The organism is Candidatus Poriferisodalis sp. (assembly GCF_965237655.1).
GTDB lineage: Bacteria > Actinomycetota > Acidimicrobiia > Acidimicrobiales > Poriferisodalaceae > Poriferisodalis.
Genome location: NZ_CBDEGB010000002.1, coordinates 474354 through 495109 on the forward strand (window position 1 = coordinate 474354; position 20756 = coordinate 495109).

19 protein-coding genes are annotated in these 20756 nt (G+C 66.7%); 12 read left to right on the forward strand and 7 right to left on the reverse strand.

Annotation, left to right across the window (positions count from 1 at the left end; translation table 11 throughout):
• Positions 1–18 precede the first annotated feature (18 nt).
• The 8 genes from ACPXYO_RS10205 to ACPXYO_RS10240 all read left to right on the forward strand — a co-directional run bounded on the left by ACPXYO_RS10205 (position 19) and on the right by ACPXYO_RS10240 (position 7084).
• Complete coding sequence (locus tag ACPXYO_RS10205) at positions 19–1383, forward strand: amidase (protein ID WP_423919826.1); 1365 nt, start codon at positions 19–21, stop codon at positions 1381–1383.
• 83 nt (positions 1384–1466) lie between these two features.
• The gene (gene paaA, locus ACPXYO_RS10210; RefSeq protein WP_423919828.1) at positions 1467–2387 is read left to right on the forward strand and encodes a 1,2-phenylacetyl-CoA epoxidase subunit PaaA; all 921 of its coding nucleotides are present in this window, start codon (positions 1467–1469) and stop codon (positions 2385–2387) included.
• Complete coding sequence (locus tag ACPXYO_RS10215) at positions 2384–2905, forward strand: metal-sulfur cluster assembly factor (protein ID WP_423919831.1); 522 nt, start codon at positions 2384–2386, stop codon at positions 2903–2905. Before paaA ends, ACPXYO_RS10215 begins: the two co-directional genes overlap by 4 nt.
• Positions 2902–3174: a 1,2-phenylacetyl-CoA epoxidase subunit PaaB gene (locus tag ACPXYO_RS10220; RefSeq protein ID WP_423919834.1), complete on the forward strand. Its 273-nt coding sequence runs from the start codon at positions 2902–2904 to the stop codon at positions 3172–3174. The genes ACPXYO_RS10215 and ACPXYO_RS10220 overlap by 4 nt, the downstream gene beginning before the upstream one ends.
• Complete coding sequence (gene paaC, locus ACPXYO_RS10225) at positions 3171–3944, forward strand: 1,2-phenylacetyl-CoA epoxidase subunit PaaC (RefSeq protein WP_423919837.1); 774 nt, start codon at positions 3171–3173, stop codon at positions 3942–3944. The genes ACPXYO_RS10220 and paaC overlap by 4 nt, the downstream gene beginning before the upstream one ends.
• A gap of 123 nt (positions 3945–4067) precedes the next feature.
• A complete protein-coding gene (locus tag ACPXYO_RS10230) occupies positions 4068–6416 on the forward strand; it encodes a xanthine dehydrogenase family protein molybdopterin-binding subunit (protein WP_423919840.1) in 2349 nt (782 codons plus the stop codon).
• Complete coding sequence (locus ACPXYO_RS10235; RefSeq protein WP_423919842.1) at positions 6413–6643, forward strand: hypothetical protein; 231 nt, start codon at positions 6413–6415, stop codon at positions 6641–6643. Before ACPXYO_RS10230 ends, ACPXYO_RS10235 begins: the two co-directional genes overlap by 4 nt.
• A 6-nt stretch (positions 6644–6649) precedes the next feature.
• On the forward strand, positions 6650–7084 hold the full coding sequence (locus tag ACPXYO_RS10240) for a PIN domain-containing protein (protein ID WP_423919845.1): 435 nt from the start codon (positions 6650–6652) through the stop codon (positions 7082–7084).
• Between the two features lie 67 nt (positions 7085–7151).
• Here ACPXYO_RS10240 and rmuC read toward each other — a convergent pair whose 3' ends face one another.
• The gene (gene rmuC / locus ACPXYO_RS10245) at positions 7152–8483 is read right to left on the reverse strand and encodes a DNA recombination protein RmuC (protein WP_423919848.1); all 1332 of its coding nucleotides are present in this window, start codon (positions 8481–8483) and stop codon (positions 7152–7154) included.
• A gap of 185 nt (positions 8484–8668) precedes the next feature.
• Here rmuC and ACPXYO_RS10250 point away from each other — a divergent pair, with 185 nt between their 5' ends.
• Positions 8669–10504, forward strand: a complete 1836-nt coding sequence (locus ACPXYO_RS10250; protein WP_423919851.1) for an ABC transporter substrate-binding protein — start codon at positions 8669–8671, stop codon at positions 10502–10504.
• A gap of 97 nt (positions 10505–10601) precedes the next feature.
• The gene (rsgA, locus tag ACPXYO_RS10255; protein ID WP_423919854.1) at positions 10602–11597 is read left to right on the forward strand and encodes a ribosome small subunit-dependent GTPase A; all 996 of its coding nucleotides are present in this window, start codon (positions 10602–10604) and stop codon (positions 11595–11597) included.
• A 36-nt stretch (positions 11598–11633) separates the two neighbouring features.
• On the opposite strand, the gene ACPXYO_RS10260 is transcribed toward rsgA, so the two are convergent.
• Both ACPXYO_RS10260 and ACPXYO_RS10265 read right to left on the reverse strand, forming a co-directional pair.
• Positions 11634–12419 carry an enoyl-CoA hydratase gene (locus tag ACPXYO_RS10260; protein WP_420621557.1) on the reverse strand — a complete coding sequence of 262 codons (786 nt, stop codon included), beginning with the start codon at positions 12417–12419 and terminating at the stop codon, positions 11634–11636.
• Between the two features lie 109 nt (positions 12420–12528).
• Positions 12529–13356 (reverse strand): enoyl-CoA hydratase/isomerase family protein, encoded by an 828-nt coding sequence (locus tag ACPXYO_RS10265; RefSeq protein ID WP_423919858.1) that lies wholly within the window; start codon positions 13354–13356, stop codon positions 12529–12531.
• Between the two features lie 65 nt (positions 13357–13421).
• Here ACPXYO_RS10265 and ACPXYO_RS10270 point away from each other — a divergent pair, with 65 nt between their 5' ends.
• Positions 13422–14597 (forward strand): mechanosensitive ion channel family protein, encoded by a 1176-nt coding sequence (locus ACPXYO_RS10270; RefSeq protein WP_423919861.1) that lies wholly within the window; start codon positions 13422–13424, stop codon positions 14595–14597.
• A gap of 77 nt (positions 14598–14674) precedes the next feature.
• Here ACPXYO_RS10270 and valS read toward each other — a convergent pair whose 3' ends face one another.
• Positions 14675–17314: a valine--tRNA ligase gene (gene valS, locus ACPXYO_RS10275; RefSeq protein ID WP_423919864.1), complete on the reverse strand. Its 2640-nt coding sequence runs from the start codon at positions 17312–17314 to the stop codon at positions 14675–14677.
• A 204-nt stretch (positions 17315–17518) separates the two neighbouring features.
• On the opposite strand from valS, the gene ACPXYO_RS10280 reads away from it, so the two are divergent.
• A complete protein-coding gene (locus ACPXYO_RS10280; RefSeq protein WP_423919867.1) occupies positions 17519–17860 on the forward strand; it encodes a hypothetical protein in 342 nt (113 codons plus the stop codon).
• Between the two features lie 132 nt (positions 17861–17992).
• Here the strand turns inward: ACPXYO_RS10280 and ACPXYO_RS10285 are convergent, their stop codons facing one another.
• The 3 genes from ACPXYO_RS10285 to ACPXYO_RS10295 form a co-directional block, all read right to left on the reverse strand.
• Entirely contained in the window at positions 17993–19216 is a 1224-nt protein-coding gene (locus ACPXYO_RS10285; RefSeq protein WP_423919870.1) for a CaiB/BaiF CoA transferase family protein, read from the reverse strand.
• A gap of 11 nt (positions 19217–19227) precedes the next feature.
• The gene (locus tag ACPXYO_RS10290; protein WP_423919872.1) at positions 19228–19566 is read right to left on the reverse strand and encodes a hypothetical protein; all 339 of its coding nucleotides are present in this window, start codon (positions 19564–19566) and stop codon (positions 19228–19230) included.
• A 188-nt stretch (positions 19567–19754) separates the two neighbouring features.
• A complete protein-coding gene (locus ACPXYO_RS10295; protein WP_423919875.1) occupies positions 19755–20642 on the reverse strand; it encodes a DUF5317 family protein in 888 nt (295 codons plus the stop codon).
• Between the last annotated feature and the right edge of the window lie 114 nt (positions 20643–20756).

Here is a 20756-nt window from a genome sequence, read left to right on the forward strand (position 1 = left end):
CAGCAAAGGACGACAGCCATGACAGAACTGACTCAGATGAGCCTCGCCGAGGCGGCGGGAGCCGTGAGGGCTCGCGACGTGACTGCCGTCGAGTTGCTTGATGCATGCCTCGCGAGAATCGAACAGACCGAGCCCGCCGTCAGTGCGTTCGCTTCGATCCAGGTCGAAGCCGCACGCACCACGGCTGAGCAACTCGACCGAGGCGAGATTCGGGGACCGCTGCACGGCGTGCCCATCGCACTCAAGGACCTCTTCTTCACGGAAGGGGTACCGACCGAGGCGAACTGCGAGGCCTTGCGGGGATTTGCGCCCGATCACGACGCAACTGTCGTCGGTCGACTGCGAGACGCCGGCGCGGTGATCGTCGGCAAGACGAACACCCATGAGCTTGCGTTCGGCGTCTCCTGCCCGGCCTCGCATAACCCGTGGGATACGCAACGTTCGACGGGCGGTTCCTCCGGCGGCAACGCAGCGAGCTTGGCGGCACGCCAGGTGTTCGGCACGCTCGGTACCGACACGGGCGGATCGGTCCGCATCCCGTCGAACTGCTGCGGAACGACTGGCCTCAAGACGACGCGCGGAACCGTGCCCCGCGACGGCGTCCACCTGATCTCGTGGACCTACGACACCGTCGGCCCGATGGCGCGGACCGCCGAAGACTGCCGGATCTTGCTCGAGGTCATCGCTGGCCATTCACCGGCGGACCCGTTCACCTCCAAGACGCTGCTGAGAGATGCACGAGAACCGGGCGAACTGACACTCGGCGTACCCGACGACAGCTTCTTCAACGGGTTCGACACTGATCCGAACGTGCGCGCAGTGATGGATGAAGCGGTCGAGGTGCTCCGCTCGCTGGTGGCGCGGGTGGAATCGGCGCACGTGCCGAACAATGCAGAGCACGCCGAGGCGGGCATAGCGATCGTCTTTGCCGAATCGGCAGCACTGCTCGCGAGCGTGCGAACCGAACACAACGACCTGATCGGCGAAGAGGTTCGGGGAATCCTCGACGCCGGCACGGCGATCGAGGGCACGGCCGTCGCGAGCGCCCTCGCCCATCGGGTGGCGTTCGAGCGGACCTACCTTGACGTGTTCGACGACCAGGGAGTCGACTTGATCGTTGCCCCGGTCAATCCCAACCAGGTGCTTGAGCACGGCGCGGTCGAGCTCAACGGGGTGCCGCTCATTCCCGCGACCACGCAATTCACGTTCCCAGTCAACGGGGCCGGACTCCCCGCGATCGCCCTGCCGGGGGGCTTCGGCCCCGATGGGATGCCCATCGGCTTTCAGCTAGTGGGCCGGCCGTTCACCGAGAGGACCCTTTGCGTCGTGGGCGAGGTATTCCAGCGCGTGACCGATCATCACTCGCGCGCTCCCGAGTTGTGATATCACGCGATCAGCATCACGCGATCGGCATCACGCGGCTCAGGCGTAGCATTCGAGTAATCCGAGTTAGCTGGGGGGCACAGATGCGCAGCTGGAACTCGATGGAGGAGTTCGAGGCGTTCCTGGACGACGGCGATCTAGTTGAGCCTGACGACGACATGCCCGACGCGTACCGCGAGGCTGTCTTTCGGTTCATCGAGCTGCACGCCAACAGCGAGTACATGGGTGGGCTGACCGAGCGGGATTGGATCGCCAAGGCGCCGGGGCTGTCCAACAAGCTCACGGCGCTGGCCAAGACTCAGGACGAGATCGGCCATGCGCACCTGCTGTACATGGTGGCGGCGGACATGGGTGTGAAGACCCGTGACGAGATGACCGTCGACCTGCTGGCAGGGCGCACCACGTTTCATAACGTGTTCCACTACCGGGCCTTCACCTGGGGGGACCAGATCGCGATCGCGTACCTGGTGGACGCTGCCGCGCTCGCCAGCCAGCAGGCCGTCTTCAAGAACTGCAGCTACGGCCCCTACAAGCGCATCCTGCGGCGAATCATCGCCGAGGAGGGCTTCCACATGCGCAACGGCGAGGAGCTGCTGCTGAAGATGGCCAAGGGCACGCCCCAGCAGCACCAGTTGATGCAGCAGGGGATCGAGCGGTGGTGGTGGCCGTCGGTGCAGCTGTTCGGGCCTGACACCCGGCCGAACGATGTGCTGCTGCGCTGGCACATCAAGTCCGAGCGCAACGAGGTGATGCGCGACCGTTTCGTGCAGAAGATGGTGCCCCAGCTGCAAGCTGCCGGCTTTACCATTCCCGACCCGGACCTGCGCCAAGATCCCGAGACCGGGCGCTGGATCAGCGGCGAGATCGATTGGGATGCGCTCTCCGATGCGATCGCAGGCCGGGGCCCTGACAGCGAGCGACGCTTGCGCGACGCGCGCAATGCCTGGGACGGCGCGGCCTGGGTGCGCTCCGCGCTCGATGAGGCCGCGGCGGTGGCTGCGTGAGCAACACCCGCGGCTTGGACGCAGGCGTCGTAGATGCCGTGCGCGAGGCCGTGTCGTTCGTGTGCGATCCCGAGTACCCGGAGGTAACGATCGCTGAGCTGGGCATTCTCGAGAGTGTCTCGTTGAGCGAGGACGGCTCGGCTGTGCGAGTCGAGCTGGTGCCGACCATGCTCGGCTGTCCAGCTCTCGACGTGATTCGCCGCGACGTGCTCGCAGCAGCTCAATTGGTATCTGCCGGCACCGACGTTCCGATCGATGTGGTGTTCGTCGCCGATCCGGTCTGGACGCCGGATCGCATCGCGCCTTCGGCGGTGAGCTTCATGGCCCGCGAGTACTCCGTGGCAGTCCGTAACGCACGGGCCGAAGCGACGTGCCCGATCTGCGGGAACCAAGCGCTGGAGCACCGGTCGGACTTCGGGCCGATGCCGTGCCGCAGCGTCGAATGGTGTCCAGAATGCCGTAACCCGGTGGAAGTGGTCGGCCGCGTCGACATTTCACTGCCCACGGTGCCGGCGTGAAGACCTACGAGGTGTTCCTGAAGCGTCCTGGCAAGGATCCCTTCATCCACGTCGGTGCACTCGAAGCACCCGACGACGATCTGGCACTGAGCTTCGCCCGCGATTGCTACGCGCGCCGCTCCGAGGGGGAGCAGATGTGGGTCGTGGCCCGCGAGGACTTGCTGGTTGCCGACCCCACTGAGCTGCAGATGGCCGATCGTGAACACCGTCACAACGACGGCGCGCTGTTGCGGGATCTGAGACGGGCCCCAGACTCGCCGGCCTCATGAGAGACGTGGACCCTGAGAGCGTCGGCGGCGCGCACGAATTGGTGCTGGCGCTTGCCGACGATGAGTTGTGCATCGGCCAGAACTTGGCGTGGTGGATCGCTGTCGGGCCGTTTCTTGAAGAGGACTTGGCGCTGACCTCGATCAGCCAAGACGAGCTGGGCCACGCTCGGGCGCTGTACGGGTTGCTCGGCAACGACATCGATGCGCTGGCCTACGGGCGCCAGCCGCACGAGTACCGCTGCGCGCATCTCACCGAGCTTCCTTGCCGCGACTGGGGAGAGACCCTGGTACGGCACTTCCTCTACGACACCGCCGAGACCGTCCGCTGGGAGGCGCTGGCCAACTCGTCGTGGGAGGCCCTCGGTGCAGTCGCACGCCGAGCCTTGGCCGAGGAACGGTCGCACCTGCGCCACGCGTCGGGTCTGCTGTCGCGGCTGCTGCGTACCGATACGGGTTGTTCGCAACTGCTCCCGCTGTTCGACCAATTCGCGCCGATGGCGTGCGAGCTGTTCGATGTCCCGCCAGGCTGCTCGGACGAGGCTCTTGTCGCTTCGGGCGTTATGGCCCGCGGGTTGAGCGATCAGCGTGCCGAGTGGCAGGCAACGGTCGACGACGCGGTCGCTGCGGCTGGGTACCAACCGCAGTGGCCTGCCCACGACGGCACGCCAGCACAGGCAAGCGGTCGAGCCGGCCAGCGTTCACCCCATTTTGCGGCCTTGCACGCCGAGATGGTCGAGGTGCTCTCGATCGATCCCTCGGCGATCTGGTAGCGCGAACCCCCTTGGTCTAGGGCGGTCGGCGGTGCTTCTGGCACCGTGCGACACATGTGAGCGGGGCGCGGACCTGCCACAATCGCCGGGGCTCAGCCCCCGGACGCGCAACGGAGCGACTTCATGGCATTACGAGGAACATCTGTCGTGCGACGCGAGGACGCTCCGTTGCTGCGGGGTCAGGGACAGTTCGTCGCCAACCTCAACTGGGACGGCATGGCGCACGCCTGCTACGTGACCTCGACCGTGTCGCATGCCGTGATCGCCGGTCTCGATGTCGGCGGGGCCCGCAGCGCGCCCGGTGTCATCGATGTCGTCACGGCAGCAGATGTCGATCTCGAGCCGTATCCGTCGCCGAGCCCTGCATTCGACGCCGCCATCGTGCGCCCGATGCTGGCCACCGACCGGGTGAGGTTCGTGGGCGAGCCCATCGCCGTCGTACTGGCTGACACCCCGGCTGCGGCGGTCGATGCGGCTGAGCTGGTCGTGGTCGACTACGAGCCGCTGAGGGCGCTCGTCGATCCCGAGGCTGCGCTGGACGGGCCGGCGCTGTTCGAGGGCATGGCGGAACCGAACGTGGTGGTTCGCATGGCGCTCGAGGGCGAGCAGGCCGACTTTGACTCATGCGAAGCGGTCGCCGAGGTCCGCACGATCAACAACCGCATCGCACCGTGCCCGCTGGAGCCTCGTGTGGCCGCGAGCCGATGGGCGGATGACGGGCGCCTGCACCACGTCAACGCCGGCCAGGGACCCCACCCGGTTCGCGCCGGTCTCGCCAAGATCCTGGGCCTGGATCGTGAGCAGCTGCGTGTGCTCTCGCGCGATGTGGGAGGCAGCTTCGGCGCCAAGGCTCGGCCGCATCCCGAGGAGGCCTTGCTGGGCTGGCTGGCAGCGCGCATAGGCCGGCCGGTCATGTGGGTGCCCTCGCGCAGCGACGACATGGTGGGTCTGGTCCACGGGCGCGGGCAGATCCAGTACTGCCGAATCGGCGGCACCCGTGACGGCCGCATCACCGCATTCAAGGTGCACGTGGTGCAGCAGGCCGGCGCCTACGGGAACATGGGCGCGGCGCTGCCGAACAATGGCCGGGCGATGCTGACGGGCTGCTACGACATCGCCACGCTCGGATTCACCTCGGTCTCGGTGCTGACCAACACCACGCCGACCGGTCCATACCGCGGTGCCGGACGTCCAGAGGCCGCAGCCGCCATCGAGCGCGCTGTCGACGTGTTCGCAGCCGAGATCGGCATGGACCCTGCGGGGGTACGGCGGAAGAACTTCCTGCAACCTGACGTGTTCCCGTTCGAGACTCGCACTGGCATGCCCTACGACTCAGGCGCCTATGAAGCCAGCCTCGACGCTGCGCTCGAAGCGGCCGACTACGCAGCGCTGCGTGCCGAGCAGGCCCGCCGCCGCGCCGACGGGGACGTCAAGCTGCTCGGCATCGGTCTTGCGACCTACGTCGAGCGCACTGCGGGCATCGGACGATCGGAGTACGGCGCAGTGGAGCTGGTGCCCGGAGGTCGCATCGTGGCCCGTACCGGCTCATCTCCCTACGGGCAAGGCCACCACACCTCCTGGGCGATGCTGATCTCGGACCGCACGGGTGTGCCGATGGACCAGATCGACATCGTGCACGGCGATACCGACGAAGTGCCCCGTGGCGAGGTGACCGGCGGATCGCGATCGGTGCAGTTGGCCGGCTCGGCCATCTGGGAGGCGTCGGGCACGCTGGTGGATCAGGCCCGCGCTGTGGCGGCCACGCTGCTTGAAGCTGATCCGGCCGACATCACGCTCGACACCGCCTCCGGGGCGTTCCACGTCGTGGGCACCCCGGCGGTCTCGGTGGACTGGAGCGCGGTAGCTGAACACCTCGCTTCGACAACTGGCGAGGCGGGGCCGCGACTGCTCCACGCCGAGGAGGTGTTCGACTCCGAAGCGCCCACGTTTCCCTTCGGCACCCATGTGGCCGTCGTGGAGGTGGACCGCCACACCGGCGACGTGGAGCTTCGACAGCTCGTCGCCTGTGACGATGCCGGCACCATCTTGAACCCGCTGCTGGCAGCGGGTCAGGTTCACGGCGGCCTGGCGCAAGGAGCGGCGCAGGCGCTGTTCGAGGAGTTCGTCTACGACGACGACGGCAATCCCCTCACCGGGAACTTCGCCGACTACCCGATCATCTCAGCCGCGGAGCTGCCGTTCTTCGACCGGGTCGTGCTCGAAACCCCGACGCACATCAACCCGCTGGGTGCCAAGGGCATCGGCGAGTCCGGCACGGTTGGTGCAACCCCGGCAGTCCAGAACGCCGTGATCGACGCCGTTGCCCATCTGGGCATCCGTCACATCGACATGCCGCTCACCCCGCAACGCGTCTGGCAAGCCATCACCGAGGCAAACACAGTCGCGGACCAGGGCCTTCAGTGCCGCATGGCAAGAAAATGTCACGGAACCCGTGATATCGTGAGTTCGTGAGAAATGTCACGGTAAGTCTCGACGACGAGACCGCCCGCTGGGCGAGGATCGAGGCGGCGCGTCACGACTCGAGCCTGTCTCGATTCGTCTGCGATGTACTTCGAGATCGGATGCACGACCGCGGAGAGTACGAACGAGCAGCCGAGTCGTACTTGAGCCGAGAGGCCTTAACGCTCGGCGAGGCCGGTAGGCCCTATCCGACTCGCGCCGATCTTCACAGCCGCTGAGCCAGAGTGCCGGTATTCGTTGACACCAATGTGCTCGTGTACGCGAGAGATGCATCGGAGCCAGACAAGCAAGCGCTTGCCCGGGTGTGGATGAGCGCACTGTGGGCGTCAAGAGAAGGCCGACTGAGCACTCAAGTGCTCAACGAGTACTACGTCACCGTGACGCGCAAACTCACCCCGGCGATGCCCGCGCCCCAAGCCCGAGCCGACGTGCGCGATCTGTGCGCGTGGCAGCCAACCGTGATCGACGCCCATGTTTTGGCGCAGGCATGGGAGGTCGAGGAGCGTTTCGGCCTGTCGTACTGGGACGCGCTCATTGTCGCTGCTGCGCAGACTGCGAACTGTGACCATCTCCTGACCGAAGACGTCTCCGACGGCCAGCAACTCGGCAGCGTCAGAGTCGTCAACCCGTTCGCCCACACGCCGGACTCGCTGCTCTGATTGAGATGGGCGCTTCAGGCTGAGCGTGGTGACGCCGGGGCTACCGCAGATGCCCGTCTTCGTCGCCTCATCCTGAGTCGGCGGGGCCCAACTCAGGGGCGTTGACCGCGCGCACGTCCGGCTCGACCAGGTTGGGCTCGTTGAGCTCGTCGTTACTGCTGACAGAGCCCAATTCACGGAAGCGTCGAGCCTGCGGCAGCACCATGCGCCCGAACGAGCCCACACTGTCGTTGTAGGCGCCGACCGCGCTACGTAGGCCGCGACCCATCTTGTCGACGTGCTCGACGTACTTTGAAAGCCGGGAGTACAGCTCGTTTCCGAGGTCGGCGACTTTCTCTGCGTTGCGGGCGATGTCTTGTCGCTGCCATGCCAATGCCACCGTCCTCAAGAAGGCGATCAACAGGCCGGGGGTTGCGATCAGCACTCGGTGTCGGTGCCAAGCGTTCTGCCAAACATCGCCGTCAGCGTCCATGGCCACGTCGAGCATCGGGTCGGTCGGCACGTACATGAGCACGAAATCGGGCGATCCTGATACCCAACGGCCGTAGTCGCGGTCGCCAAGCTCCTTGGCGCGCTCACTGAGAGCCGCGGCATGCTCAGCCAGCGCCTGCTGCTGCTCAGCTTGATCCGAGGTCCGCACAGCCCGGTCGTATGCGGCAAACGGCGTCTTGGCATCGATCACGACGCTCGCGCCCCCCGGCACCTTCACCACCACATCAGGTCGCAGCCGTCCTTCGGCGCCAAGTTCGCCGACGGTGGCTTGCTCGATGTAGTCGATGTGGGGGCTCATACCTGCGGCCTCGATGACGTTGCGGAGGTGCTGCTCACCCCATGCGCCGCGCATCTTGGAGTCGCGCAGGATCTGGCGCAGACCACTCGTCTCGGAGACCAGTTGATCGACGCTCTGTGAGACCTTGGCCGTGTCCTCCACTCGGGCCTTGTCGGCCTTGTTGACGTGGTCCCGCAGTTCCCGCAGACGTTCCCGCATGGGCTCGACGAGTTCCTTGACGGTCTTGCCTGCGTTGACCGTTTGCTCGGTGGTGAGGTCGCGAAACTCCTTCATGAAGTTGGCGCGCGTGGTCTCGCTGACCTGGGCGGCAATCTCCTTGAAGCGACCCTCGATCTCAACCTGTTTCTTGGCCATCTCCTCGACGCGCGCGTCGCGGTCGGCTGTCGCTGACGCCAACTCGGCTTGCAGACCGGCGTTGACGTCGCGGTGCTGCGATGTCTCAGTGCGGGCCACATCGCGCTCGCTGGTCAGCTCGGCGACTCGCCGCTCCATCGAGTCGTGTGCTGCACCCGCCTGCGCCAGCCGGCGTGACAGCACCGAACATGCGATGCCCCCGCCCACGGCGAGGCCCGCCGGCACTCCTAAGACGACTGCGAGGCCGGTGGACATATGGATCACTCCTTGGTGGAAGCTGGCGACAGACGGTCAGGGGATGAGCCCTGCCCGAAGGCGCCTCTCATTGTCTAGCGAGGGGGTGCGACGCGGTTGCGCCGATGAACACCCGCGCAGCCGGGCCCCACCGTCGCGCCACTAGCGTCGGCGTCGGTGTATTGCATGATCGCTGGCGAGCGCGAATGGTTCACGAGCGGCGAAGGCTGCGGTTCCTGAGACCTCGGCGCGCCCCCACGACGGCCCTCGTAACGGTCCTGCTGCTGGTTGCGGCCTGCAGTCCGGGCGCCGAGGAGGCGGCCGAGTCGACCGTCGCTCCACCGGCGACCCAACTCCCCGACGACACCTCCGCCGTTGCGCCCGCACCCACCACCGAGGTGCGGCAGGCCGTTGCGCCAACCACACAGGCGCCCCCGGACACAGCGCCGCGCCGCGGCGGGACGCTGCACGTGCTGATGGCCGCCGACCCGACGCCCATCACCGGCTGGACGCCGTGGGACCACGTGTGCGCATGGTCGTGTCGCAACGTGCTGGACCACGTTCTCGAAACGCTCACGGTGGTCCTCCCGGATGGTTCTGTCGCGCCGTGGCTGGCGGAGTCGGTCTCGGCCGATGCGTCGCTGCAGCGCTGGACCGTCACGCTGCGGCCCGACATCACCTTCACCGACGGCGAGCCGATGGACGCGCTCACCATCAAGACCGGCGTCGACGACTACCTGCGTTCGGGCCGGGCCAGCGGCGGCCATTTGCGGGATGCCCGCATCGCATCGGTCATCGTTGCCGATGAGCTCAGGTTGATCTTCGAATTGAGCGAGCCCAACGCCGGGCTGCCGGTGGCGCTCGCGGGGCCCGTCGGACGCGTGTTTTCCATCGCAGCCGCCGAAGCGGACCCGGACATCTTTGCCAGAGGACCGGTCGGCACTGGACCGTTCTTCTTTCGGCGCTGGTCGGCGGGTGAGCCAGCGGTCCTGGAGGCCAATCCCGACTACTGGCGTACCGCAGCCGACGGCTCGCCTCTGCCGTGGGCTGCTGAGATCCAATTCACCGAGATTCCCGACGAGCGTGAACGGCTCGCCGTACTGCTGGGCGGTGGCGGCGACATTCTGATGTCGAGATCGGCGGAGCTCTCTACAGCCGCAGCCGTCGCAACCGATGGCGGAGGTCGCCCGCTCAACGTGATCGGACGCTTTGACGACAACGCTGGCGTCGTGCTGTTCAATCTGCTGCGAGCGCCTCTCGATGACATCCGGGTGCGGCGGGCGCTGATCGCGGCGGCCGACCAGACCAAACTGCTCGAGGCGCTAGGACCCGATGTCGAGCGGCTCGCGGCAACGCAGTGGTGGGCGCCCGGCAGCATCTGGCATTCCGCTGAGGTTGCGGAAGCCTGGCCGGGTCATGACCTGCAGCAGGCTCAATCCCTGCTGCGCGAGTACACGGAGGATCCCGAGCGTTCCGACGATCGAGATCCTGGCGAGCCAGTGCGGATCCGCGTCTTGTGCACCGACGATCTCGCGCTAGCGCAGATGACGGCAACGCTGGAACGCCAGTGGGAGGACACCGGCCTTGTCGATGTCGACGTCGAGACAGTCGCCCGCACGGGGCTCATCAGCCGTGTCATGGGCTCGGTGGTCCAGAGCCCGTCCTTCGCTGGCGACTTCGGTGCCACGTGCTGGCGGGTTGGCGGCGAGTCCGATCCAGCGGTGCTGGCGTCCGCAGCTGTCGGACCGGTCCGCACCACGCCGCTGAACGTGTCCAACTTCACCGGCGAGCATCTCGCGGCGTTGGCGAGCCTGATCAAGGCGACCGACGCGGGGGACGACCGACGACAAGCCGTAGCGAAGCTCATGCTGGAGCTCACCAACGAGGCTCCCTACGTGTACCTGGGCTACGCCTCGAGCGTCGTGGCAGCGACGGCGGATGTTGCCGGGCTTGGCACCACGACGCTGCCCGACGGCAGCGTGGTCCAAGGCCAGCGACTCGGTGTCGGCCGTTATGACGAGGTGTGGCTGCGCCGTGAGTGACGGCACTGAATCGTTACCGCCGCCGATGCCGAACCCCGAGCAGCTGGGCTGGTCTCGACGAACCGGACCGGCCCCCCAGATCCCGAAAGGTCACACCGTGAGCCGCGTTGGCGTCGAGCACCGCGGCGCGTATGAACTCCTTGACGACGAGGGCCCCAGGATTGGGGCGCTGGATGCCGCTGTCCGCGATGCAGCCCGAACACCGTTGGATTATCCGACCGTCGGCGACTGGGTTGTTCGCTCGCTGGAAGTCCGACACAACCGCCGCGTCGTGATCACCGACGTGCTGGAGCGCACCTGCTTGCTGTGCCGTCGCGCCTCTGGGCCACGAGCACGGCCGCAGCTGGTGGCGGCGAACGCCGACATCCTCGCAGTCGTCACCACGCCTGCTCCAACCAGCGACTCCCCTTCGACCGAAGCGGCCAGCGTCGGCCATCGGATCGAGTGGTATCTGACTGCGGCGTTCGCCGGAGGCGCTCGACCGGTGATTGTCGTGAACAAGATCGACACGGTGTCGGGCGCCGAGTGCGAGGCGAGCGTCGATGCCCTGCGTCACCGCCTGGGCGCCGCAGCAGCCGAGGTGCCGATCCTGGTGACGAGCGCCGTCGATGGTCGCGGCCTTGACGGCTTGGGAGCGTTGGCGAGCGGCGGCGCGACTGTGGCGCTCAGCGGGCCGTCGGGTGTGGGCAAGTCGTCGCTGGCGAACCGGCTCGCAGGGGCCGAAGTAGTACCGGTCGCCCCGCTGAGTCCCGATGGTCGAGGCCGGCACACCACCGTGCGGCGCCAGCTCGTTCCCGTCGGCGGGCCGGCCGGAGGGACGCTCGTGGACACCCCGGGCTTGCAGGATCTGATCCCCTGGGGCGGCGATCTGGGGTTGCCCCGCTCGTCAGGCCCGCTTGACGGGCTTGCGATGGCATTCGGCGAGATCGCCGCACTCGCGCAGAGCTGCCGCTTTGGGGACTGCGCGCACACCGTCGAGCCGGACTGCGCTGTGACGGCTGCAGTGACAGCCGGCGAGCTGCCAACCGAGCGCCTGAGCACCTACCTCGAACTCGTGGCGGACATGGATACCGGGGATCCATTCGGCAGCTAGCGCGCGTCTGGCTGAAGTACTGCCTCAGCGCCGCGCTTAGCGGCCCTTGAATTCGGGCGGGCGCTTGTTCATGAATGCGTCGACGCCCTCTTGGTAGTCGTCGCTGTCGAAGCAGGCCCGGATCATCGCTTCTACCTCGGCGAAATCGCGCTGAGACTCCGGCTTCTGCCACTGCGTCAACGCCGCCTTCGCCGCCGCAATGGTGAGCGGTGCGTTCTGGCCGATCAGCTCGGTCCATTCGTCGACGGAAGCCTCTAGGTGCGCCTTGGGCACGACCCGGTTCACGAGGCCCATCTGCAGTGCCTCCTGCGCTCCGAAGCGATCAGCCAGGAAGAAGATGCGCTTGGCCGCTGATGGTCCGACCAGACGCATCAGCGTGCCGATACCTGCGGCGCCATAACCGAGTCCCAGGCGAGCGGCGGGGATGGTGAACTGGGCGTCCTCGGCCGCGACGCGCAGGTCGGCCGTCAGCGCCACCGCGAGCCCGCCGCCGATGCAGTAGCCACCGATGGCGGCGATGAGCGGCTTGGACAAGCCCAGCAGCGCTGCGTGCGCCCGTGACGTCGTGTCGTCGTAGCTGCGGTTGCCGCTCGCATCGGAACGCTGCGCGCCGAATTGGCTGATGTCGGCACCTGCTGCGAAGGCGCGCTCGCCGGCCCCTCGGATCACCACCACCCGGATCTCGTGGTCGTTCTCGAGCTCGGAGGCGGCAGCGGTGATGCCGTCCCACATCTGCGCGCTGATGGCGTTGTGCCGCTCCGGATGATCCAAGATGATGCGGCCCACGTGGCCGTCACGTTCGAGATGCACCTGTCCGCTCACGGCGGCCGACGCTACCGGTCGTGCCGTGGCCATGACGGGAGCGATAGGCATGGCTGCCCTACCGGCGCCCGAGTCTCTGCCGCGTTGCAGGCAATTGAAGAGAACGAAGTCACTCCTCGGGTGGGACCCAGCTGGCGTCGCGGCGTTCCCGGAAGGCGGCGATGCCCTCGGCGGCCTCGTCGCTTTGAAAGAGCCGCTGGCTGAGTTCCGTCGTCCACTCCCAGGCCTCGGAGCGGGGCATCTGCGGCACCCTCGCAACCAGCTGCTTCGTGTGTGCCAGCGCGTTGGGACCGCCCCGCACCAACCGCCGCAGCGTCGATGCGACTTCGTCGTCGAGCAGCTCTCGGGGTACGGCACGGTTGATCAGCCCGGCCGCTGCGGCACGCGGTGCGGGCACCCGTTCGCCCTCGAGGAACAGCTCGCTGGCATCAGCACGGCGCAGCTTCGGCAAGCACACCACCGAGATCACCGCAGGCGCCACGCCGATGCGGACTTCGGTGAACCCGATGATTGCGTCGTCGGCCGCGATGGAGATGTCCATCGCCGCTGCTAGTCCCACGCCGCCAGCGGTGACGTGACCGGCCAGCCGGCCCACCACGGGCTTGTCGCAGGTCATGATCTTCTCGAGGATCTCCACGAAGTTGTAGCGAAGCGTCGGCTGAGGCACCCCGGGCTGGGCGGCCCGCAAGTCGGCGCCGGCGCAGAACGTGTTGCCGACATGGGTGAACAGCACGGCGCGCACCTCGGGATCGGCAAGCGCAGCCTCGAAGTGGTCGCCGATCGCGTTCACGATCTCGACGCTGAGCGCATTGCGGTAGTCGGGCCGGTTCAGGGTGATCGTTGCCACCCCGCCTGCCACCGAATAGAGCGCAGCAGCGTCAGGGTCGTCGGTGGGTGTGCGGGCGTGAGCGTCTTTGCCAGCGTTGTCCTGAGTCATCGCAGCGATGCTAGGCACCGAGCCCCTGGCTCACGGGCTTTGGGGCGACTCCTAGGCTGCCCGGGATGACCTCACTCCTCGCTCAGGCCGAGTCCGCTACCGATGCGGTGGATGCACTCCTAGAAGCCAGCCGCAGTACGGAGGTGTGCGGTACCGAGCCCAGCTGGATCTGCGAACGCCTACTGGATTGGACGGGCAGCGAGGGGCTGGCGTCGGCGTCGGTATGGATCGTGGACAAGCCCCTCACGGTGCTGGTGATCCTGCTGCTCACCGTTGTCGCTCGCCGAGTCATGCGGCGCGCCATCGACCACATGGTGGAGCGGATCGCCAGCGACAAGAAGAACGCAGAGCAACATGAGGCCGCCCGCACTGCCGAAGAGGGCCGAACGTGGGATCCCGACCGGCTCGCGGCCAAGATGAGTCAGCTGCGGGAGCGAACGGTGCGCGCCAGCCAACGGGCGAAGACTCTCGGGACGCTGTTCAAGAGCGTCGCCTCCACGATCATCTGGGCTGTCGCGCTGATGATGCTGCTCGGCGAGTTCGACGTGAACCTCGGCCCTCTCATCGCAGGCGCCGGCATCATTGGCGTCGCGGTCGGCTTTGGTGCCCAGTCCCTCGTGCGAGACCTGCTGACGGGCGTCTTCATGCTGATCGAGGACCAGTACGGCGTCGGCGACGTGGTCGATCTCGGCGATGCGGTCGGCACCGTCGAGTCCGTGGGGCTGCGGACCACACGTCTTAGGGACCTGTCCGGCACGGTCTGGCATGTGCCCAATGGAGCGATCGCCCGGGTCGGAAACATGTCGCAGCTGTGGGCTCGCGTGCCGCTCGACCTTGACGTGGCCTATGACACCGACCTCGACGAGGCAATGGCGATCATCAAACGGGTTGCGGATGACGTATGGCACGAGCAGGGCGAGAGCACCACGGTCCTCGAGGAACCCAACGTGGTTGGCGTGCAAGCCTTCGGTGCCGACGCGGTCACCCTCCGGGTCATGGTGAAGACCGAGCCCGCTGAGCAGTGGGCCACGGCACGCCTGTTGCGCAAGCGCATCAAGGACGCCTTCGACGAGGCCGGCATCGAGATCCCCTTCCCCCAGCGCACTGTCTGGGTGCGCAATGGCGAGCCAGACCAGACCGCGCCCGCAGCAGCGGCCGCATTCGATCGTCCGGTGGCGCCAGCCTCAAGCGAGGCCGGGCACGCCGAATCCGACAGCGACGGCGGCGACTCAGACCTGTAGACCCCAAAGAGCGGCGCTCGTCCGAGCAGCGCTCACCGCAGCGGCGCTGGGACCGAGCTGCTCGGGACCGTCTTGCGTCAGTCTGCGTCGCCGAGCACGACGGCGACCTCGGGACGGGTCGCCGATCCGTTGGCGCGAAGCGAGAGCTCGCCGATGCGACCGGCGTCGGTGAGATCGCTGCGAGTGAGATCCAGCAGCGCGATGTCGGCGGCCGAAGCGGTGACCGTGACGTGGTCCGCAGGCACTCGAAGACTCCGCTTCGCCTCGGTCTTGGCGCGGCGCACCTCGCTCAGCACTGCAGCAGTGACGGACAAAGCGCCAGAGTGATTGCCTGAAGCGAGTGCTGTGAGGTCTTCGGCGTTCGGCCAACTGGCAGCGTGGACCGAGCCGTCGCGCCACCACGACCAGATCTCTTCGGTGACGAAGGGCAGGAACGGCGCGAACAGGCGCACCAGGGTGTCCAGCGTCACGGTGAGCGTGCGATGCGCGTCTGCTGCCGCCTCGGCACCTTGACCGCCGTACGCACGTCCCTTGACCAGTTCGACGTAGTCGTCGGTGAACTGCCGGAAGAACTGCTCGGTCCGTTCCAGAGCCCGCGCGTAGTCGAATAACTCGAATGCGTCGGTAGTGGCGCGCACCAGATCTGCGAGCGCAGCGAGCAACGCAGCGTCGAGCGCATTGCCGACTGGTTCGTCGGGGCGGCTGCCGTCGCCGTGGGCGGCATCGCCCGCCAGTGTCAGCGCGAACTTCGCGGCGTTCAACAGCTTGATCGCCAGGCGGCGCCCGATCTTCATCTGGCCTTCGTCGAAGGCGGTGTCGGTGCCGGGCCGTCCGTTGGCTGCCCAGTAGCGAACGGCGTCGGCGCCGTAGGTGTCGAGCAGGTCCACCGGCGTCACCACATTGCCCTTGGACTTGGACATCTTCTTGCGGTCCGGGTCGAGGATCCAGCCCGACAGTGCACAGTGCCGCCACGGCGCACAGTCGTGGCCGAGGTGACTCCGCACTGCAGTAGAGAACAGCCAGGTGCGGATGATGTCGTGACCCTGGGGGCGCATGTCCATCGGGTAGGTGCGCGCCCACAGATCAGGATCCTCACTCCACCCGCATGCGATCTGGGGCGTCAGTGACGATGTCGCCCAGGTGTCCATCACATCGAGATCCCCGACGAAGCCGCCGGGCTTGCCACGCTGCGACTCGTCGTAGCCGGCCGGCACGTCGCTGCTCGGATAGACCGGCAGAGCACGATCGTCGGGGACGAGCGGCCGCTCCCAGATCGGCTCGCCGGCGTCGTCGAGCGGGTACCAAAGCGGGATCGGCACGCCGAAATAGCGCTGACGGCTGATCAGCCAATCGCCGCTCAGACCTTCGATCCAATTCGTGTAGCGGCCCTGCATGTACGGCGGATGCCACGTCATCTCCGAGCCACGGGCGATCAGCGCGTCACGCAACTCGGCATCACGCCCGCCGTTGCGGATGTACCACTGGCGACTCGACACGATCTCGAGCGGCCGGTCGCCCTTCTCGAAGAACTTCACCGCGTGAGTGACGGGTCGTGGCTCGCCGATGAGCTCGCCCGAGTCGCGCAGCAGCTCGACGGTCGCAATCCGAGCGCCTCCAACGGTGCGGCCTGCCAGGCGCTCATACGCCTCGCGCCCCGCAGGCGAGTCGATGCCCGGAGGCGGATCCGCAGCAATGCGACCCCGGCGGTCCACGATCGCCCGCACGGGCAGGTCCAGCTCGCGCCACCACGTCACGTCGGTGGTGTCGCCGAAGGTGCAGATCATGGCGATGCCGGTGCCCTTATCGGGCTCGGCCAGCTTGTGGGCAACCACTGGGACTTCCACTCCGAACAGCGGCGTCACCACGGTTGAGCCGAACAGCGGCTGGTAGCGCTCGTCATCAGGGTGGGCCACGAGCGCCACGCACGCGGCCAGCAGTTCCGGCCGGGTCGTCTCGATCTCGACTGTGCCATTTGACGCTGGGCCACTCGATGCTGGGACGTTGCGGCCGCCTTGTGAGTCCATGCGATGGAAAGCGATGCGGTGGTATGCGCCGGGCCGCTCGCGGTCTTCGAGTTCGGCCTGGGCGACTGCGGTGCCGAAGGTGACGTCCCACAGCGACGGCGCTTCGATCTGGTACGCCTCGCCACGCGCGAGGTTCTCCAGGAATGCACGCTGCGCGACTCGCTGGCAGCGTTCGTCGATCGTGGCGTAGGTCATCGACCAGTCCACGCTCAGTCCGAGTTGGCGCCACAGCTCCTCAAAGGCCCGTTCGTCGGTGGCGGTGAGCACATGACACAGTTCGATGAAGTTGCGCCTCGAGATCGCCAGTTCGCCGCGTGCCTCGACCGCCGCCGGATCGCCGCCGTCGGACGGAGGCGCGAAGCCCTCGTTATAGGGGAGCGAGGGATCGCAGCGCACGCCGAAGTAGTTCTGCACGCGCCGCTCGGTCGGCAGGCCGTTGTCGTCCCAGCCCATCGGGTAGAAGACCTCGTCGCCGGCCATGCGTCGGTAGCGGGCGATGTTGTCGGTGTGGGTGTAGCTGAAGACGTGGCCCATGTGCAGCGAGCCGCTGACGGTCGGCGGTGGCGTGTCGATGCTGAACACCTGCTCGCGGGTGGCAGTGCGATCGAAGCGGTACACGCCGTCGGCTTCCCAGCGCTGCGACCACTTCGCCTCGAGCCCGTCGACCGTGGGCTTGTCGGGCACCTGCGTCATGCGCGGCAAAGCTACCGGCGCGCTCGGGCGGTGGCCGAGACTGAGCGACCGCCCCGCACGCGAGGTGAATCCCAAGAAAACAGAACTGTTACAGAATTGTCACAGAAGCGCAACGACATTGACTAGTGTGTACGGTGGTTGTCGACTGCGGAGGCGGAAGGCAGCTGCAGTCAAGTACTGCCGACCAAAGGGGGGTCGATAAGCATGATGACGACAATTTTGACGCTGATCATCCTGGGCATGGTGTTCCAGGGAGCGATGGTCGTCGTGGACAGTGTCCTTGACACGGCCAAAGTGAACGACACGCTGAAGTCCATACCGATTATCGGCAGCAACCTGAATCTGATCTGGGCCTACTTGTTAGTACTGGTTTCGCAAGCCAATGACGGCGGAGCCTTGTTTGGGTACGGGGCCAGTTTCGAAGTGCTGTCACTCGGACGCTTCGGTATGGATGTGGCCACGGCCATCGCCATTGTTGCGTTCATCCCGGTTCGAGACGCTGCAATCAGCGCCTTGAAGCAGGGCATTGGAGGACGCGGCGACTAGCCAGCGTCATGAGCGGCGCCAGTGAGGGCGCCGCGCTATCGGCAACGAGCCGACGTAGGGGCACCCCTTCAGGGGGGTGCCTTTTGCGTTGCCCTCCATGAGTTCGGAACGGCTGGGGGCTCGACGTGACCGCTAGCCCGGCACGACAATGACGCCCTCGTCTCGCAAGCCGTCAATCTCGGCCGCGTCGTAGCCGAGCTCGCTGAGAATCTCGACCGCGTGCTCGCCCAGCAGCGGTGCATGACGGCGCAGGCGCGTCGGCGTCTCGGAGTAGACAACCGGGTCAGCCACGTAGCGGTACGCCCCTTCAGTGGGATGCTCTGAGATGCTCACCAGGCCGACAGCCGCCAGCTGAGGATCGCCGTCGAGATCAGCCAGGTCCATGACCCTCGCGGCCGGGATCGAGAGCTCGTCGCAATAGGTGATCCACTCGTCCGTCGTGCGGCGCACCGAGAGCTCCCCGAAGAGCGCATACAGCTCGTGGACGTGCGCAATCCGGGAGTTGTGACTGGCGAAGCGCGGATCGTCAGCCAGTTCGGGCCGGTCGACGAATGTGAAGAAGGCCCGGCATTGCGCATCGTTGTAGGGCAGCAGGCACACCCAACCGTCGGCAGTGGGGTAGGGGCGCCGGTGCGGAGTCAGCAACCGGTCGTAGCCGAAGGGTCCCTCTGGTGGCTCGAAGACTGCGCCGCGGTAGTGCTCCACCAGATTGAACGCCACCATGGTCTCGAACATGGGCACCTCGATGGTCTGGGCCATACCGGTGCGCTCACGGTGGAAGAGGGCGGCGAGCACGGCTTCGACGACATGCAGTCCGGTGACCTTGTCGGCAATCACGGCAGGAACGAAGCCGGGTTCGCCAGTGATACGGCCGATCAGATCCGACAGGCCCGAAGCGGCCTGGATCGCGTCGTCGTAGGCGGGTTTGTCGCGATATGGACCGCCACTGCCGTAGCCGCTCCCTCGGCAGCAGATGAGCTGCGGGTGTTGAGCCCGCAGGGTGTCGGCATCGAGACCGAGGCGTTCTAGGGCCGCCGCTCGCATGTTGGTGATGAGCACGTCAGCGCTGGCCAGCAGCCTTTCCATTGCCTCACGCCCGGCCGGGGACTTGAGATCCAGCGCCAGCGAGCGCTTGTTGCGCTGAATGTTGAGGCTGAACCCAGACATGCCAGCGGATCGGGCCGGCAGGCCGTTGCGCGTGGAGTCGCCGACGAGCGTTTCCACTCTGATGACGTCGGCGCCGTGATCTCCCAGCATCCGGCATGCCAGCGGTCCCATGAGCACCGTCGTCAGATCGACAACGCGTATGCCTTCGAGAGCGCCTGAGTGCGGGTTGTCGCCCGCAGTTTGCGCCATTCGATCCTCGTTCACTGTGTCGATCTGGTCGCCGCGGCTCGACGCTCTTCACGCTCGGCGGCTTTGATGCCGTGGCTTATGACGATGGTGGGCGCAAGCAGCATCGATCCGACCACGAGCGCCACGGCGATCAGCGTGGCGAGCAGCGGTGTGTATCCCCAGCGGATGCCGATGGCCCCGCAGACAAGCGATGCCACATACAGGCCGTACCCCGTCCGTTGTCCGAGGCTGGAGATCCGCTTCAGCCGTGCTCGCCGGACGAGAACATCGTCGAAGGGATCGCCTGCCGCATGCGCTGGGCCGCGATCGATGTCAGGTATCTCGCGATTGGACTTCCGGGCGGTGGCCACGGCCCCCCATTATCTCGTCACGGATCACGGCACAGGCATCGTCGTGCCGTCGTAGGCGCGGTACTACGTCGGCGCCGCAGCCGGAGACTGCGGATAGGCGGCGATGCCTGCCTGCCCCGACCGCCCTAACTCTGTGCAGAAATGCCGCCACAGGCGGCAAATTTGCACACAGAAAGCTCGAAAGGCCTTCAGGCTCCGAAGAGCTGCGGATCGTGAGCTTCGGTGGGCTCGCCGCTCGAGGTGCGGTCGGGGGTTTCGATCTCATTGGGCCACGGGGCCGGGGCCGGCCACGGCGCTGGTTCGACTCGCGATGCCCACGCCGGCTCGTTGTGTGCCGGCACTGGGCTCGGCGGTTCCGTCGGGGCTGCGGGTGCCGTTGGTGCTGGCGACGCTGGCGACGCTGCTGCCGCGCCGACCAGCGGCGGATGCTCCAGGGTTGTGGGCGGCGCCACCGGCCTGAGCATGACTGTCCCATCGTCGTAGTCCTCAAACTGGCTTCCCGACACCGCTTCGAGCCGTCGTAGAACCCACGCCGCCGGCCACATGAGCCGGAATCCGACGTTGGCCAAACCGGCGGCGGTCACCAGATCGCCCAGCGTGATGACATCTCTCAGCGGTGCAAGCGGGATTGCACCGCCGAGCCACGCGGCAATCGTCGCGTCGTCGGACCACCGGCGGGCAGCGCCGAGCAGTACCCGGTCAAGTCCGTCGAAGTCGATGATGCCTGCAGCCACCACAGCGCCCTCGTTCACTGGCAGGTAGCCGTTCACGAGGAGCACTGCGAGGTTTGCGGCAATGCCGATCGCAGCGATACGCGCACCGGTGATGTGTCGGTTGAGCAGGCAACCTGCGAGCAGCAGCGCAAGCGAGACGCCCAGCGCGAAGCGGCCCGCGAGCATGTTGGTGTCCAACCCGACAGCGAGCGACAGGACAACTCCGAGCGCGAACACTGGCCAATGGTTGATCCGAAGTGCTCGCAGCCTGCCGAAGATCTCGCGCGGCGTGCCGCCATTGACAAGGGCGACAGCGAAGCCGATGCCAATTCCGATGGTCGCCGCGAGCACGATGAAGAACACCGCATGTCGACAGTACCGACCGGTTCGCGCGCACTTGTGGATGGTGAAGCGCCAAGAATGACGCCGCAGACAGAGGTGCCAGCCACGAGATCTGGGCGTTCGGTCGCCGCCTCG